This window comes from Stieleria tagensis, from assembly GCF_024129865.1.
Classification (GTDB): Bacteria; Planctomycetota; Planctomycetia; order Pirellulales; family Pirellulaceae; genus Stieleria; species Stieleria tagensis.
Genome location: NZ_JAMYFE010000039.1, coordinates 1 through 14,078, shown reverse-complemented (window position 1 = coordinate 14,078; position 14,078 = coordinate 1). Strand labels below are relative to the sequence as shown.

Here is a 14,078-nt window from a genome sequence, read left to right as displayed (position 1 = left end):
CGGGGCGGGAGAGTGAATTGCAAAAGCGCAACTTCAAAACTGACGCGTCGGGTTACCATAAAGCGCAACTGCAATACTCGTGTCTTGTGAGTTGAGCGACCATCGAGCAGTCAATCTAAACCAGACGCTCGTTCCTTCCCCCTTTTCGGACCAATGGATCATGAAACGACGACAGTTTTTGGCAACCGGCACCGCACTCACCGCCGTTTTGGCTCAGTCCAGTTGGCTGCGTGCGATTGAAGCGGACAATCGCTATCGCAATCAGATCGGGATTCAGCTTTACACACTTCGTAACCAGATCAAAGACGATGTGGCTGGAACGTTGAAAGCCGTTGCCGATGCCGGATACAAACAAGTCGAACCGTATGGTTTCCCCGGTGCCGATGACATGATTCGCGAAGCCAAGGCCAATGGTTTGGCGGTCAATTCGTCCCATATCAATAGCGACAGCATTTTGTTCCCGGAGCGGAAAGATGCTCAACCGTTTCAGGCGATCGTGGACAAGGCCAACGAGCATGGGCTGACACATTTGGTGGTGCCTTATTTGCCCGGTGAGCTACGTGGTTCATTGGACCAGTACAAATTGATTGCCGAGCGATGCAATGCAGCCGCTCAGACGGCGAAACGTGGTGGAGTCCAGTTGGCCTATCACAATCACGCCTTCGAGTTTCAACCGCTGGAAGGTGGCAAATGCGGCTACGACGTCTTTCGAGAGGAATTCTCTGACGACATGAAGTTCGAAGTCGACGTGTTCTGGGTTGTCGTCGGCGGGCACGATGCCGCACAATTGATTCGTCAGTTGGACGGTCGCGTCAGCCAACTGCACCTCAAAGATTTGGATGCCGCCGTCAAGCCACCGGTCTACGACTCGATTCCTCAGGACGCGTTCAAGGAACTCGGAAACGGCGTCATCGCGATGGAGCCGATTTTGGCCGCCGCAGCGGATTCAAAGGTGGATCATTGTCATGTGGAACAAGACCATTCGCCGCACCCGATTGAAAGCATCCAGCAAAGCATGGCGTTTTTGAAAACACTTTAGTACACCAGTAAGTCTGGGGTGTAGAAAGCGAGTAAAACGTGCGGGACGGGCGTCCCGCAGGGAACTATTACACCTTCTTGGCGACTTTTTTGGGTATTTCGGGGTGAATTCCATTTGCCCAAGTGCCTTTTGCCACGCATTGTTAATTCGTGGTGGAAGGGTTCGCGTTAAGGTTTGCGCAACCTGTTTTTCCATCAATCCGCGAACCCTCGATTCCAGCTTATTCGGACTTTCCTGCTGGCGTCGCGTTCAGTACGTCTAGGAGTCGATCAATCATGCTGTGTCAGAGCGGTTCCGCGCCAAACATGGATGTCGAAAGCGCCATTCGCGAGCTTTTGGAAGAAGACGCATTCTATGATCGGAATGAAAATCGATCTTCTCACCGCGAGCACCTGGTACGACCAGTCGCTCTAGCGATCCGCGGATCCCAGGACACGCTGTTGGCGTTTTCTCGGAATGTCTCGACGGCTGGCATCGGACTGATCACCAGCTGTGTGGTTCCCGAACGCTCGATCGGCGTGTTGACGGTGGAAAGTTTGAAAAACGGTCCCACCAAGTTCTTGGCCGAGTGTCGCTGGTGCCGTCCTTACGGCCCGAATTGGCGGATTTCGGGTTGGCAATTTATCAAAGTCCATCAATAACCGTCGCCGCGATCGCTTTCCGTCGTAGGGTCTCGTTCGATCCGCCATGCGCAGTTAACATCTTGTGCCATGGAAAAAACAAATGTAGCCATTGTTGGCCTAGGAACAGTTGGAAGTGGTGTCGCACGTCTCTTGTTGGACCACGGTGACCGCACGGCGCGGCATGCCGGGCGCACGCTGTGGCTTCGCAAAGCCGTGGTGCGTGACCTGGAAAAAGCCGCCGAGCGGATGGAGTTGCCCGCCGGTGTGCTGACCGATTCGATTGACGACGTGATCAATGATCCCGAAATCACGGTGGTCGCGCAATTGATTGGTGGGTTGGAACCAGCCCGAACGATCATGTTGCGGTTAATGGAATCCGGCAAAGACATTGTCACTGCCAACAAAGCATTGTTGGCCGAACACGGTCCCGAATTGTTTGACCGCGCTCGGCAACTCGGGCGCAGCATCGCCTTTGAGGCCTCGGTCGCTGGTGGCATTCCAATCATTGCCAACATCAGCCAGTGTCTGTCGGCAAACCAAATTCTGTCGCTGGAAGGCATCCTGAACGGGACCAGTAATTTCATCGTCAGCCAGATGGATGAATACGGAGCGTCGTATGACGATGTCGTCCGCAAAGCGCAGGAACTCGGTTACGCAGAAGCCGATCCGGCGATGGACGTCGACGGAACTGACGCTGCACAAAAACTGGCGATCTTGGCGCACCTGGCATTCGGTGCGACGGTGGATTGGAACGACATCCCCAAAATCGGGATCGACGGACTGGACCCTGCCGATCTGCGTTACGCGCGGCAATTGGGATATCGGATCAAGTTGCTCGCGGTGGCTAACCTGTCGGACGACGGTCTGGAACTTTCCGTGTCACCGACACTGATCAAAATTGGCACGCCGCTGGCCGAAGTCCGTGACGCGTACAATGCAATCCGCGCGATCGGTGACGCCGTGGGACCGGTGTTCTACCACGGTCTTGGTGCCGGCCAGATGCCGACCGCATCGGCCGTGGTCGCTGACCTGATCGACACCGCGGTGGGACGAACCAAGTTGACATTCCAAACCTTGGAATATTTCTCCAGTGACAATCCACCCCGCGTGCTATTACGTGATGCGGAATCGCTGCGGGGACGATTCTATTTGCGACTTCACGTCGCCAACCATCCCGGCACCCTCGCCGCGATCGCGGCGGTGTTGGAAAAGCACGCCATTTCGATTGCGTCGGTCATCCAGCATGAATCCGAATCGTCCGGTCGAAACCTGGATTTAGTGCCACTGGTGATCATGACGCACGAAGCGTCCGAGGGTGCGGCGAGCAAGGCCACCTCAGAGATCGAATCGTTGAAATCGGTGACCGGTGGCGTCACACGATTGCGGGTCAAAGACTGATCGTTCGCTTACCAGCGCGTTGATTGAATCGTTTTCGCGGTCCGAGCGAGAGCGGTACATGCGCAACGCTTGAATTTTGAAGTGACGTAGTGCACACACATCCGCATTGGTTTTTGGTAACCCGACGCGTCAGCGAGGGATCCCGTCGGCACCCTAAATCCCTCTCTGACGCGTCGGGTTACTAATAGAGTGCAATCTCAAAACGGGTGTGGTCGGGCGAGTGGATCACTTGGTCGCGATTTCCAGCGGCGGCAACATTGGTACTTCATGATCGGGGATCGCCTGGTCGAGCGCAGCCGACGGTGCATGGCATTGCGTGCAGTTTGTTCGCCACGGATGCGTCGTCTGCATCCCCGCCCATCCATTGGGGCCGCCGTGACAGGCCTGGCAATTTTCTCGCATCCACTGGGAATGCGGAATCGTCGGTGGAGCACCAGGGAAGGCACGCTCGCCTGCCTGGGGTGCCGGTAGCCCCACAAAATCTGTTTGCACACTCCAGTCAAGTGTTGCGAACGGTGCGGGTGGCGGAGGGGCATGGCACTGGACGCAGTTCGCCAGGTATTGATGTGACATCACACTGGCTCTTAAGCCCGCAAATTGAACCCCTTGTGCATGGCAGCTGTAGCATGCCGAATCACTGGTGTTGTCGGCGGCATGTGGGATGATCGGCGGGGCTCCGTTGAAGGCACGGCGTTCCGAGCGAACTCGGCCGGACGCGAGCTTTGCCGCAGGATCGAGTTTGACCTCTGAAAATAAATCGTATTCCGGTTGCGGCGGCAACGAGACCAACGCGGCTTGGAACGCCGGTGTTGGTCCCATCACGGTGTCGGGGATTTCTGCGTAGCTGACGGCATCGATCAGTTTTGGATTGGCGGGGTCCGACTGCTGCGGTTTGCCACTTTCGTGTCCACTGATTTCGACGGACATGTCGCCCGGGGGCTGGGATTCGGATTCCAGTTCGGGCTGCGGCACGCCATCGGAGATCCCGACCACCAATCCGATCACCGCAATCGCCATCACAATCGCCGAAACAACGGTGACCAGCCGAGTGAATCGGTTCGGCGAATCTGGCGAATCCGTAGGCACCGGCAGATCCCCGTTCATGACGCCACCTCGCCGAGTTTGCGCACTCTGGCAGCACACTTTTTGTAGTCCGGCTGTTTCGACAGTGGGTCGAAATCTTCTAACGTCACATCATTGATCAATTTGGATTCGTCGAAGAACGGTACAAACAGAGTGCCTTGCGGAGGGCGGCCTCGTCCATCGATCCAGACCGGCAGCTGAGTTTCCCCACGCCGTGACTCGATCACCACCGTTTCGCCTTGTCGAATATTGCGGTCTCGGGCGTCCTGTGCATGCATCTCGACATAGGCCGTTGGCATCGCGCGATTCAGCGGCGGCAAGCGGCGAGTCATCGATCCGGTGTGCCAATGTTCCAACACGCGGCCGGTGCACAGCCACATTGGATATTCAGAATCGGGCACTTCTGGCGGCGGTTGGTACTCGTGTACCCAAATCTGAGCACGACCATCGTTTGAGGTGGAATGGTAGAAATCGATTTCCTTGCCTTCGGCGACAAACGGATCGTCGAACCCAGAGAAACGAAACCTTGTTTCACGCCACGATCCGTCGTCTTGTTCGACAACCGGCCAGCGCAATCCACGTGCTTTCACGTACTCATCATAGGGCGCCAAATTCTTGTGTTTCATCGTCGTGAATTGACGATATTCCTCGAACAGATGTTTGTCGACGTTCACGTCGTAATAGTGCTCGAATTCCCAGACCGGAACGGGTTTACCATCATCGTCTTTCACGGCAAAGATAAACTCGCCGTCTTTGTCCTTCATGCCCTCGTGGCCGAGTTCGAACAATCGATGTGCGATCGCAATGGTCATCCAGCAATCGTCGCGGGCTTGTCCCGGCGGATCGACCATTTTGAACCACTGCTGTGTGCGTCGTTCGCTATTGCCAAACACTCCATTTTTTTCCACCCACATGGCCGCCGGTAATATCAAATCTGCCAATCGCGTTGTCGCCGTCGGATAGACATCCGAAACAATCAGGTACTTGTCTTCGAGTCCGTCTTTCTTGTTGAACAACTTGTTTAAATTGGGCAGCGATTGTCCCGGATTGGTCACCTGTACGAGCAGCGTTTCGATGTCGCCGCCGTCCGCTGCGGGGGTGACAAACTGTTCGAACATTTTGACAGTGTGGTAACCCGGTTGGGCTTTGATTCGCCCGGCCGGAACATTCCAAAACGTTTCGCATTGCTCGCGATGATCGGGCTTTTCAACCAATCGTCCTCCCGGCAGCGCGTGCGAGAGTGTTCCGACCTCGCGCACCGTGCCACAAGCCGAGGGTTGTCCGGTCAGACTGGTGGGGGCATCGCCGGGGCGACCAAAGTGTCCGCTCAACAGGTGCACGCCATGCACGAGTGAATTCACCGCCGTCCCCATCGTGTGCTGGTTCATGCCCATGCACCACAGACTGGTGATCCGCAGTTCGCGATCCGCAAACAAGGCAGCCAACATGCGAATTTTGTCGGCCGGCAGACCGGATAATTCTTCGACGTGCTCCGGCGTGTACTTGGCGATGCGCTTGCGGAATTCCTGTTCGCTGATCGCATCGCCATGCAATGATGGCCCGCTATCGGGCCATGCTCGAAAGGCACAGTGCTTGCTGACAAAGTCTTTGTCGTAATTGTCGTTGGCGATCAGTTGCTGCATGATTCCCAACGAGATCGCGACGTCGCCGTGTGGCTTCATTTCCAAATAATCATTGGCCGCATCCGTCGTTCGTGTGCGTCGCGTTCCGATATCAATGATTCGTACTTTTTCGCCTTTGGAACGGCGATCTGTGACGCGTGAAAACAATACCGGGTGCATTTCGGCGGGATTGTTTCCCCATGTGATTAATACATCGCACTTGTCCAGATCGTCGTAGCATCCGGCCGGTTCGTCGACACCGTAGGTTGCCAAAAATCCAGTCACAGCGGACGCCATGCACAGGCGAGCGTTGGGGTCGATATGATTGTTGCTCAATCCACCCTTCATAAACTTTTGCGCCGCATAGCCTTCGGGGATCGTCCACTGGCCGGACCCGTAAAAGGCAAACTTCTCAGGTGCCTTCATGATCCGCTGGGCGACGATATCGATTGCTTCGTCCCATGGGATGGGCACAAATTTGTCGCCCTCGCGCCGTAGCGGTTCGGTCAATCGGTCTTTGCCGTACAACACGCCACCGACGTGATAGCCTTTGACGCACAACAAGCCTTTGTTGACTTCTGCCGCTTTGTCACCTGCGATTGCAATCACGCGACCGTCTTCGACACCGACTTGGACGTGACAACCCGTCCCACAGAAACGACAGGGCGCTTTGTTCCAGGTGATGTTGTCGCCGTCAGGCAATCCATCGTCCGCTTGAACGACTGGCAGTGACAACGCGGCGTCGCTGACGACCATCGAACCTGCGGCCGCCATCGCCGCGGATTTCAAGAAACTTCTACGTTTGGAATCCATCGTTGTTCCTGTTTACATGTCGCGGTCGCCTCGTTCACAGTCCGACAACATGATTGTTACAAAATTGACTCAGGCGGTGTGGTGGGATTCGATTTTTCCTGACCATCGCAGTTGTCATCATTGTTGTCCGTATCAAAACCAACGAAGGCAACGCTGACGTTTTGCACCCCTGGCAAGCTGTGCACCCACTCCCACAACTGTTGATCTTGATGTTTAGAATGACTCTCAATAACGATCGCACAGCGGTGGCCATTGGTTTGCCCCACTTCAATCGCAGGATGTGACGCGAGCTGTCCCAAAGAGTCGGCGTGCCGATCGGTTGGTCCCTCAAAAACAACAACTAATCCACTGATTGGCACTGTGACAGCACTTTCTACGTGAAGGGAATGGGTAGACTAACTTGTGAAGTGTAAGCCATTCACTCAGCCGATCAAAGTTTGTTCGAGGGGGAAAGTGTGCATGACGCGACTCGCTAACATTCTGTTCGCCGCAATCATTGCCGTTGTGGTGTCGGTGACGGTTGTCTCGCTCGCCAAGATTCGACAGCCTGAACGTCTGCAATCGAAACGAGCGGAATCACCACCGCTGCGAGAGCCGCTGCAGTCGGTGTCGACTCAGGCGGCAACAACCGAGCAGGCGACGTCGAAGCAAACAACTTCCAATCCGACAACGTTTCCAATCATCGTCCGGCAACCGCTCGAAACACCGACAATCAATTTGGCGGGTGTCGATCCACAGGGACGCAGCGGACAAGTTGCTTGTTCGACCTGTCATAGCGTGCGTCCGGCGAACATGGCAACGAAAACGACGAGAGAGTTGAACGAGTTTCATCAGGGGCTGCAATTCAATCATGGCCAATTGAGCTGTTATGCGTGCCACCAACCCAATGGCAGTGATTCGTTGCGTTTGGCAGACGGTTCGGCGGTTGGCTATCAAGATGTGATGCGACTGTGTTCCCAGTGTCATTCGCCTCAAGCAACTTCGTTTGCCCACGGCGCACACGGTGGCATGAACGGATTTTGGGATCGAACCAGGGGGCCACAAACGAAGAACAACTGTGTCGATTGCCACGACCCTCACGTACCGGCCTATCCAAAAATGGTGGTGGGATTTAAACCGCGCGACCGCTTTCTAGATGTCAAAGAGGAATCGCATGACCAGTAAGCATGACTCGACCGCGCTTCCGGTGATCAACAATTTTTCTCGCCGTGCGGCGGTCAAAGGTGGATTTGCAACGCTGGGCGCCGCAGCGTTTGTCGCGTCGATTTCACCGCTCCGCCAGGCGGCCAAACAGACCACGGCGGCGGAGTTCATGCAGTCGCATTACACCGAGCTGTCTGCCGAAGACAAGCAAGCGGTGATCGCCCGGTTGGAAGCGGACGCCAAAGAAAACTATGGCGCCGATGTCACGATAGCGGATGATCGTCCGATCCCCGGCACGAAATTCGTTTACGCAATCAACTTGAGCGTTTGCAACGGCAACGGGAAATGCGTCGAAGCCTGTCACAAAGAAAACAATCACGACCGTTCGACCAACCAGTCGTACATTCGTGTGATCGAAATGCCCAAGGGCACGATGGATTTGGAACAGGGATCGACAACGTACACGGGAACGGTTCCGCAACCGGACAAGTTTTATTTGCCGGTCCAGTGCCAACAATGTGACGAACCACCCTGTGTCGACGTTTGCCCGGTGCAAGCGACGTGGAAAGAAGAGGATGGTATTGTCGTTGTCGACTACAACTGGTGTATCGGTTGCCGTTACTGTGAAGCCGCATGTCCGTACCACGCACGCCGTTTCAATTGGAAAAAGCCTGATGTGCCGGCTGACGAAGTCAATCCTGATCAGAGTTACCTGAGCAATCGAATCCGTCCGGTCGGGGTCATCGAAAAGTGCACCTATTGTTTGCACCGAACTCGCCGCGGGAAATTACCAGCCTGTTTGGAAGCGTGTCCGACCGGGGCCCGCGTGTTCGGAAACATTTTGGATCCGGATTCGAACATCCGTTGGATCTTGGAAAACAAACGTGTCTACATCTTGAAAGAAGAGTTGGGTACGAAGCCCGCGTTTTTCTACTTCTTTGACTAACCGCGATAGGATTTGGCACCGTCGGCCAGTGGATCCATGAGCAGCATCAGCGCATCAGACCCGGACCAGGAATCGCACTTCATTAGCTATCCCACATTTCTGGGACGGGCGTTGTGGTCGGCCACCGAAGGCTCGTTGGCCTTTTACGCTTGGATGACTTTGTTGACGGCGATCAGTTTGGTGGGCGCCAATGCCTGGGCACATCAAGTGGCCGAGGGGATGATTCAAACGAACATGACCGACCAGGTCAGTTGGGGACTGTACATTTCCAACTTCACATTCTGTGTCGGTTTGGCCGCTGGCGGGGTGATGATGGTGATCCCGGCCTACTTGTACGACGATCACCAAATGCACAAAGTTGTGATCATTGGTGAAGCCATTGCGATCGCCGCGATCGTGATGTGTACATTGAGTGTGGTCGTCGATATCGGCCGACCGGATCGGTTTTGGCATATGATTCCCGGGATCGGGAAATTCAATTGGCCGATCTCGATGCTGACCTGGGACATCATCGTTCTCAACGGTTACCTGTTGATCAATCTGCACATCGTTGGCTATCTGCTTTACATGCGATACCTGGGGCGCACACCAAACCCGGTCTGGTATGTGCCGTTTGTATTTCTGTCGATCTTTTGGGCGATCAGTATTCATACTGTGACCGCGTTTCTCTATTGCGGTCTCGGTGGACGACCGTTTTGGAACACTGCACTGCTCGCGCCACGCTTTTTAGCCTCGGCGTTTGTCAGCGGGCCTGCATTCATTTTGCTCGTGATGAGAATTTTGCGGGTGACCGGTTGCTATGCGGCCGATCCGGGGCCGGCACGCACGTTGATTCAAATCATTCGGGTGGCGATGGTGGTGAACCTGCTGATGTTGGTCAGCGAGATCTTCACGCTGTTCTATACCGGTGGTGCACATGCTTCGTCGGCACACTACTTGTTCTTCGGCTCGCATGGTCACGATGGCCTGGTGCCTTGGATGTGGTCATCGATCGCACTGAATCTGATCGGCACCGCGCTGTTTTTTCTGCCGTCTGCAATGGATCGCAGTCTGGTTCGCGTGGTCGCCTGTGTCTGCGTGTTGGTCGGCATCTGGATTGAAAAAGGGATGGGATTGATCGTTCCCGGTTTCATCCCTTCGACGCTTCACGAAATCGTCGAATACTCGCCCAGTTTGATCGAATGGAAAGTCGTCGCTGGGATTTGGGCGTTCGGGTTTCTATTGCTGACAATCATGTTGAAATTGATCGCCAACGTCTTCAATGCCCAGCCAGTCCCCGAACGCACGACCGTTGCGACCGGTGGCGGTCGTGGCTGAGAATCGGTCCACCGTTGTGCCCCCTTCCATCGCGGGTGGTTTGGCCGTGCAGAAGGAATTTGATCGGGTTGCCAAGCGGACACAGTGGCAAGAAGATTTGTACTGTGATGCAAACCGAACGTGGCGGCCTAAATTGATGCCAAGGAAGAACGCTGGATGGAACTTTGGGAATTACTCGCCGACATCGTTTTTCTGCTGACGGCGTGTTTGATCGGGGGCGGATTGGCATCACGCATCGGCCAAAGTCCGCTGGTGGGATATCTGCTGGCGGGGATGCTCGTCGGGGGGCCGGGGGGATTTGGGCTGGTCGGATCCCAGCATGAAATCGAAGCGATCGCGGAATTGGGTGTGGCGCTGCTGTTGTTCAGTCTGGGGCTAGAATTCTCGGTCGATCGACTTAAAAAACTTGGCAGCCGGCCGCTGATCGGCGGTGTGATTCAAGTCACTTTGACGTTGGCGATTGCCGCGGCAGTCGCGATGGCCTTTGGTTTGACGATCAAGCCCGCACTCGCATTTGGTGCCATGGTTGCGCTTAGCAGCACGGCGGTGGTGCTTAGAATCTTGATGGAACGCGGCGAAATTGAGATGCCCCATGGTCGCAACAGTCTGGGCGTGTTGCTGACCCAAGACATCGCCGTCGTGCCATTGGCGGTCTTGATGACGGTATTGGGTGGTGGCGGCTCCGCGGCCGAAGTGGCCATGGATGTCGGAAAATTGGCTTTGATGGCGACAGGGCTGGCAATTGCGCTATATCTGTTGACCCGGGTAGCAGTGCTGACGTTGGGAACGTTGACGTTGCAGCGAAATCGTGAATTGACCGTGATTTTTGCGACTGCGATCGGACTCGGTTCAGCCGGTGCGGCGCATCAAGCCGGCATTTCTCCGGCGCTTGGCGCATTCATATCCGGCATGTTGTTGGGCAGTTCCCCGTTTGCAACCCAAATTCGGGCCGATGTGTCGACGCTGCGGGTGCTGTTGCTGACGCTGTTTTTTGGTTCCGCCGGGATGGTCGCCGATCCATTGTGGATCGCCGCGCACGCTCATTGGGTAACCGTTGCCGCTCTGGCGCTGACAGTTGGCAAACTGGTGATCATCACCGCGATCTTTCTGGCGTTCGGTCAATCGTTGCGGGTTGCGGCGGCAACCGGACTGGCATTGGCACAGGTCGGCGAATTTGCGTTTGTGTTGGGCGCGATTGGACGGACATCGGGGGTAGTTTCCGACGATGTCTACGCCCTGGTGGTTTCTGTCACCATTGTGTCCTTCTTTGTCAGTGCGGTTGCCGTTCCCCTGGCACCACGGTTTGGTGACCGCTTGGCTCGGCGGTTTGGCAGCGGGGGCAACAGTGACGACGACACCGCCACTTCCTCGCACAGCACCGATGTGATCGTGGTCGGATTCGGCCCGACCGGGCAAGTTGCATCGCATCCGTTGATTGAATCCAATTTGACAGTCACGGTGATCGACCTCAATCGTGAGGGACTTCGCAAGGCAACTGAGTTCGGATTTGAAGCTCACGTCGGCGATGCGACTTCATCGGATGTGCTGGAGCATGCATCGGCAGGTGAAGCCAAACTGGTGATCATCACGCTGCCACATTTTCAATCGGCATTGACGATTGTAGAAACGGTGCGAGCGATGAATCCCGCGGTCACGGTGATGGTCCGATCTCGCTATCAAATTCACAGTGATGCGCTGTCCGCCGCCGGTGGAATTGTTCGCGGCGATGAAGAGTGTGTCGGCGGAGCACTCGGGGATTCCGTGACTCAGTGGCTAGGCGAGAATCCGCACGCCGACAAATGAAACGATTACAATCTGTCGTCTGCGTTTCACAGCTCACCCCAGCCGGATCGTTGGCAAGATCCAGTACCACCATCATTCGATCGGCGTCCCCCGAAGCCGGTGTGTGTTGATCCCTCCTTCCCAAAAGTCTCTCGCTCGATGAAGCCTACTCACGTTCTGTTCGTCTGGTTGATTGTGATGACGTCTGCCTGGGCCGATGGACCGGCGGATAATGATGCCGCTACGGTTCGTCCGATCCCGCCCGTCGGGATGGAGTTGACCGATGCGCAAACAAAGCGGTTGACGGAGGGTTGCGCGGCAATACGAAAATCGTGGCAAGAAACGCTCTCAGCTGCTGGGGAATGGGCCGATTCCGCAAACCGATTTCAGCAGACGGAGCGGAAACAGGTCGTCGCAAACCTGAAGGGACTGACGCCAGAGGTATTGGTATTTCCACGTGCCGTCGAGATCGCGATGGAATTTCAACAGTTCTACCAGGACCGCGATATTGAAAATGCGCTGCTGCTGTTGAACATCGCCCAGCAGCGAATCGAGATTGCTGAATCGGATCCGCGGTGGAGCCGTGTGGTGGGGATCGGTGCGGGCGATTCCCAGCAACTGGTCATTGGCGGTTATCAATCCAAAATCGATGGTTCCTACCAGCCCTATGCGTTGGTGGTTCCGGCTGGATACACCCACGGGGATGCAAGACCACGGCGATTGGATCTGTGGTTTCATGGACGCGGCGAAAAGATGAGCGAAGCCAATTTCTTGGCCAATGGTCGAAACAATGCCGGCCAGTACACGCCAGCGGACACGATTGTGTTACATCCCTATGGCCGCTACAGCAACGCCTTTAAGTTTGCCGGCGAGATCGATGTGCTGGAGGCGATGGAGTATGTCAGCGGACGGTTGCCCGTTGATCCAGCACGCTGCAGCGTGCGTGGGTTTTCGATGGGCGGAGCTGGCTGTTGGCAATTTGCGACTCACTATGCGGACCGGTTCTTTGCAGCCAACCCCGGCGCTGGATTTTCCGAGACGCCGGAGTTTTTGAAGTCGTTTCAAAGCGAGGATCTGTCATCAACGCCCGGCTACCAACGAACACTCTGGCAGCTATACGACTGTCCGCCCTGGTCGCGCAATTTGGTGATGTGCCCAACGGTTGCCTACAGTGGTGAAATCGACCGGCAGAAACAGGCCGCTGACGTGATGCAGCAGTCGTTGGCGCAGCAGGGCATCGATTTGGTGCATTTAATTGGTCCAAAAACGGCACACCAAATCCATCCCGATTCAAAAATCGAAATCGAACACAAGATGGACGCCTTGGCCGCCGCCGCCACAGTCGACGTCCCCCGGCACGTCGATTTTACGACCTACACGTTGCGTTACCACAAGATGCACTGGGTCGACGTCCAAGGCCTGCAGAAGCATTGGTCGCGGGCGCACGTGTCCGCCACGTTGGACACGCGACCGACGCCAGCGAAACTGAGCGTTGTGACCAAAAACGTCAGCCGATTGCGGTTGGATTTTTCAGCGGGCCAATGGCGCGGCCCGCTGCCCTGTCAGCCCAAGATTCATCTTGATGGGACCACAATCATTGGTCCTGCGGTGCGTTCGGATCGGTCGTGGCAAGCCGACTTGGAGTTTGATGGTGTTCAATGGAAACTCGTGTCGTCGTTTGCCGAGGGATTGGCCAAACGCCCTGGGCTTCAAGGTCCGATCGACGATGCCTTCATGGATTCCTTTCTGTTTGTGTTGCCCTCGGCCCGTAGTGACGACACCGTCACTGAAAAATGGTTCCGTAGCGAATCCGAGCATGCGCAGACTCACTGGCGCAAACATTTTCGTGGTGACATCCGAACGGTGGTCGATACAGAATTGACCGATCAACAAATCGCTGATCACAATTTGGTGTTGTTCGGCGACGACCAGTCCAATTCGATCATCAAACGGATTGCCGCTGATTTGCCGGTGCAATGGGCGGCCGATTCGATCCGGTTGGGGGAACAGCAATTCGATCGTGCCGCGCACGCGATTGCGATGGTTTATCCCAATCCACTGAATCCCGATCGTTACATTGTGCTCAACAGTGGAGTCACCTTCCGCGAGTACGACTACCTAAACAATGCGCGTCAGACGCCCAAGTTACCCGACTGGGCAATCATCGACGTCAGCCAGGGAGCGACCATGCGTGACCCAGGCAAGATCGAAGCGGCAGGATTCTTCGACGAAAGCTGGAAGCCCTGAGTCGTCGAGTTCTGTTTCGCTTCAGGCATCGTTCAATAGCTTAGCCCGGGGTCACTGTCGAACCT

Annotated in this window: 11 protein-coding genes; 8 read left to right on the top strand and 3 right to left on the bottom strand. The window is 55.6% G+C overall.

What is annotated here, in order from left to right:
* Nucleotides 1-160: 160 nt before the first annotated feature.
* The 3 genes from NHH03_RS09180 (at nt 161) to NHH03_RS09170 (ending at nt 3,060) form a co-directional block, all read left to right on the top strand.
* On the top strand, nt 161-1,039 hold the full coding sequence (locus tag NHH03_RS09180) for a sugar phosphate isomerase/epimerase family protein (protein WP_253155508.1): 879 nt from the start codon (nt 161-163) through the stop codon (nt 1,037-1,039).
* A 275-nt stretch (nt 1,040-1,314) separates the two neighbouring features.
* Nucleotides 1,315-1,680, top strand: a complete 366-nt coding sequence (locus tag NHH03_RS09175) for a hypothetical protein (RefSeq protein WP_253155506.1) — start codon at nt 1,315-1,317, stop codon at nt 1,678-1,680.
* A gap of 69 nt (nt 1,681-1,749) precedes the next feature.
* Nucleotides 1,750-3,060: a homoserine dehydrogenase gene (locus NHH03_RS09170; RefSeq protein ID WP_253155505.1), complete on the top strand. Its 1,311-nt coding sequence runs from the start codon at nt 1,750-1,752 to the stop codon at nt 3,058-3,060.
* A 225-nt stretch (nt 3,061-3,285) separates the two neighbouring features.
* Here the strand turns inward: NHH03_RS09170 and NHH03_RS09165 are convergent, their stop codons facing one another.
* Genes NHH03_RS09165 through NHH03_RS28360 form a run of 3 tightly spaced genes read right to left on the bottom strand, consistent with a single transcriptional unit; the run spans nt 3,286 to nt 6,937 of the window.
* Complete coding sequence (locus NHH03_RS09165; protein ID WP_253155504.1) at nt 3,286-4,164, bottom strand: nitrate reductase cytochrome c-type subunit; 879 nt, start codon at nt 4,162-4,164, stop codon at nt 3,286-3,288.
* Nucleotides 4,161-6,578 (bottom strand): molybdopterin-dependent oxidoreductase, encoded by a 2,418-nt coding sequence (locus NHH03_RS09160; RefSeq protein WP_253155503.1) that lies wholly within the window; start codon nt 6,576-6,578, stop codon nt 4,161-4,163. Before NHH03_RS09160 ends, NHH03_RS09165 begins: the two co-directional genes overlap by 4 nt.
* Before the next feature lie 56 nt (nt 6,579-6,634).
* Nucleotides 6,635-6,937, bottom strand: a complete 303-nt coding sequence (locus tag NHH03_RS28360; protein WP_390895543.1) for a chaperone NapD — start codon at nt 6,935-6,937, stop codon at nt 6,635-6,637.
* A 100-nt stretch (nt 6,938-7,037) separates the two neighbouring features.
* On the opposite strand from NHH03_RS28360, the gene NHH03_RS09155 reads away from it, so the two are divergent.
* From NHH03_RS09155 to NHH03_RS09135, 5 genes are all read left to right on the top strand, one after another.
* Complete coding sequence (locus NHH03_RS09155; protein WP_253155502.1) at nt 7,038-7,742, top strand: cytochrome c3 family protein; 705 nt, start codon at nt 7,038-7,040, stop codon at nt 7,740-7,742.
* Complete coding sequence (locus NHH03_RS09150) at nt 7,732-8,667, top strand: 4Fe-4S dicluster domain-containing protein (protein WP_253155501.1); 936 nt, start codon at nt 7,732-7,734, stop codon at nt 8,665-8,667. The genes NHH03_RS09155 and NHH03_RS09150 overlap by 11 nt, the downstream gene beginning before the upstream one ends.
* Nucleotides 8,668-8,703: 36 nt before the next feature.
* Nucleotides 8,704-9,984: a sulfate reduction electron transfer complex DsrMKJOP subunit DsrP gene (gene dsrP, locus NHH03_RS09145; protein ID WP_253155499.1), complete on the top strand. Its 1,281-nt coding sequence runs from the start codon at nt 8,704-8,706 to the stop codon at nt 9,982-9,984.
* A 156-nt stretch (nt 9,985-10,140) separates the two neighbouring features.
* Complete coding sequence (locus NHH03_RS09140; protein WP_253155497.1) at nt 10,141-11,787, top strand: cation:proton antiporter; 1,647 nt, start codon at nt 10,141-10,143, stop codon at nt 11,785-11,787.
* A 177-nt stretch (nt 11,788-11,964) separates the two neighbouring features.
* The gene (locus NHH03_RS09135) at nt 11,965-14,013 is read left to right on the top strand and encodes a prolyl oligopeptidase family serine peptidase (RefSeq protein ID WP_253155495.1); all 2,049 of its coding nucleotides are present in this window, start codon (nt 11,965-11,967) and stop codon (nt 14,011-14,013) included.
* Nucleotides 14,014-14,078 lie beyond the last annotated feature (65 nt).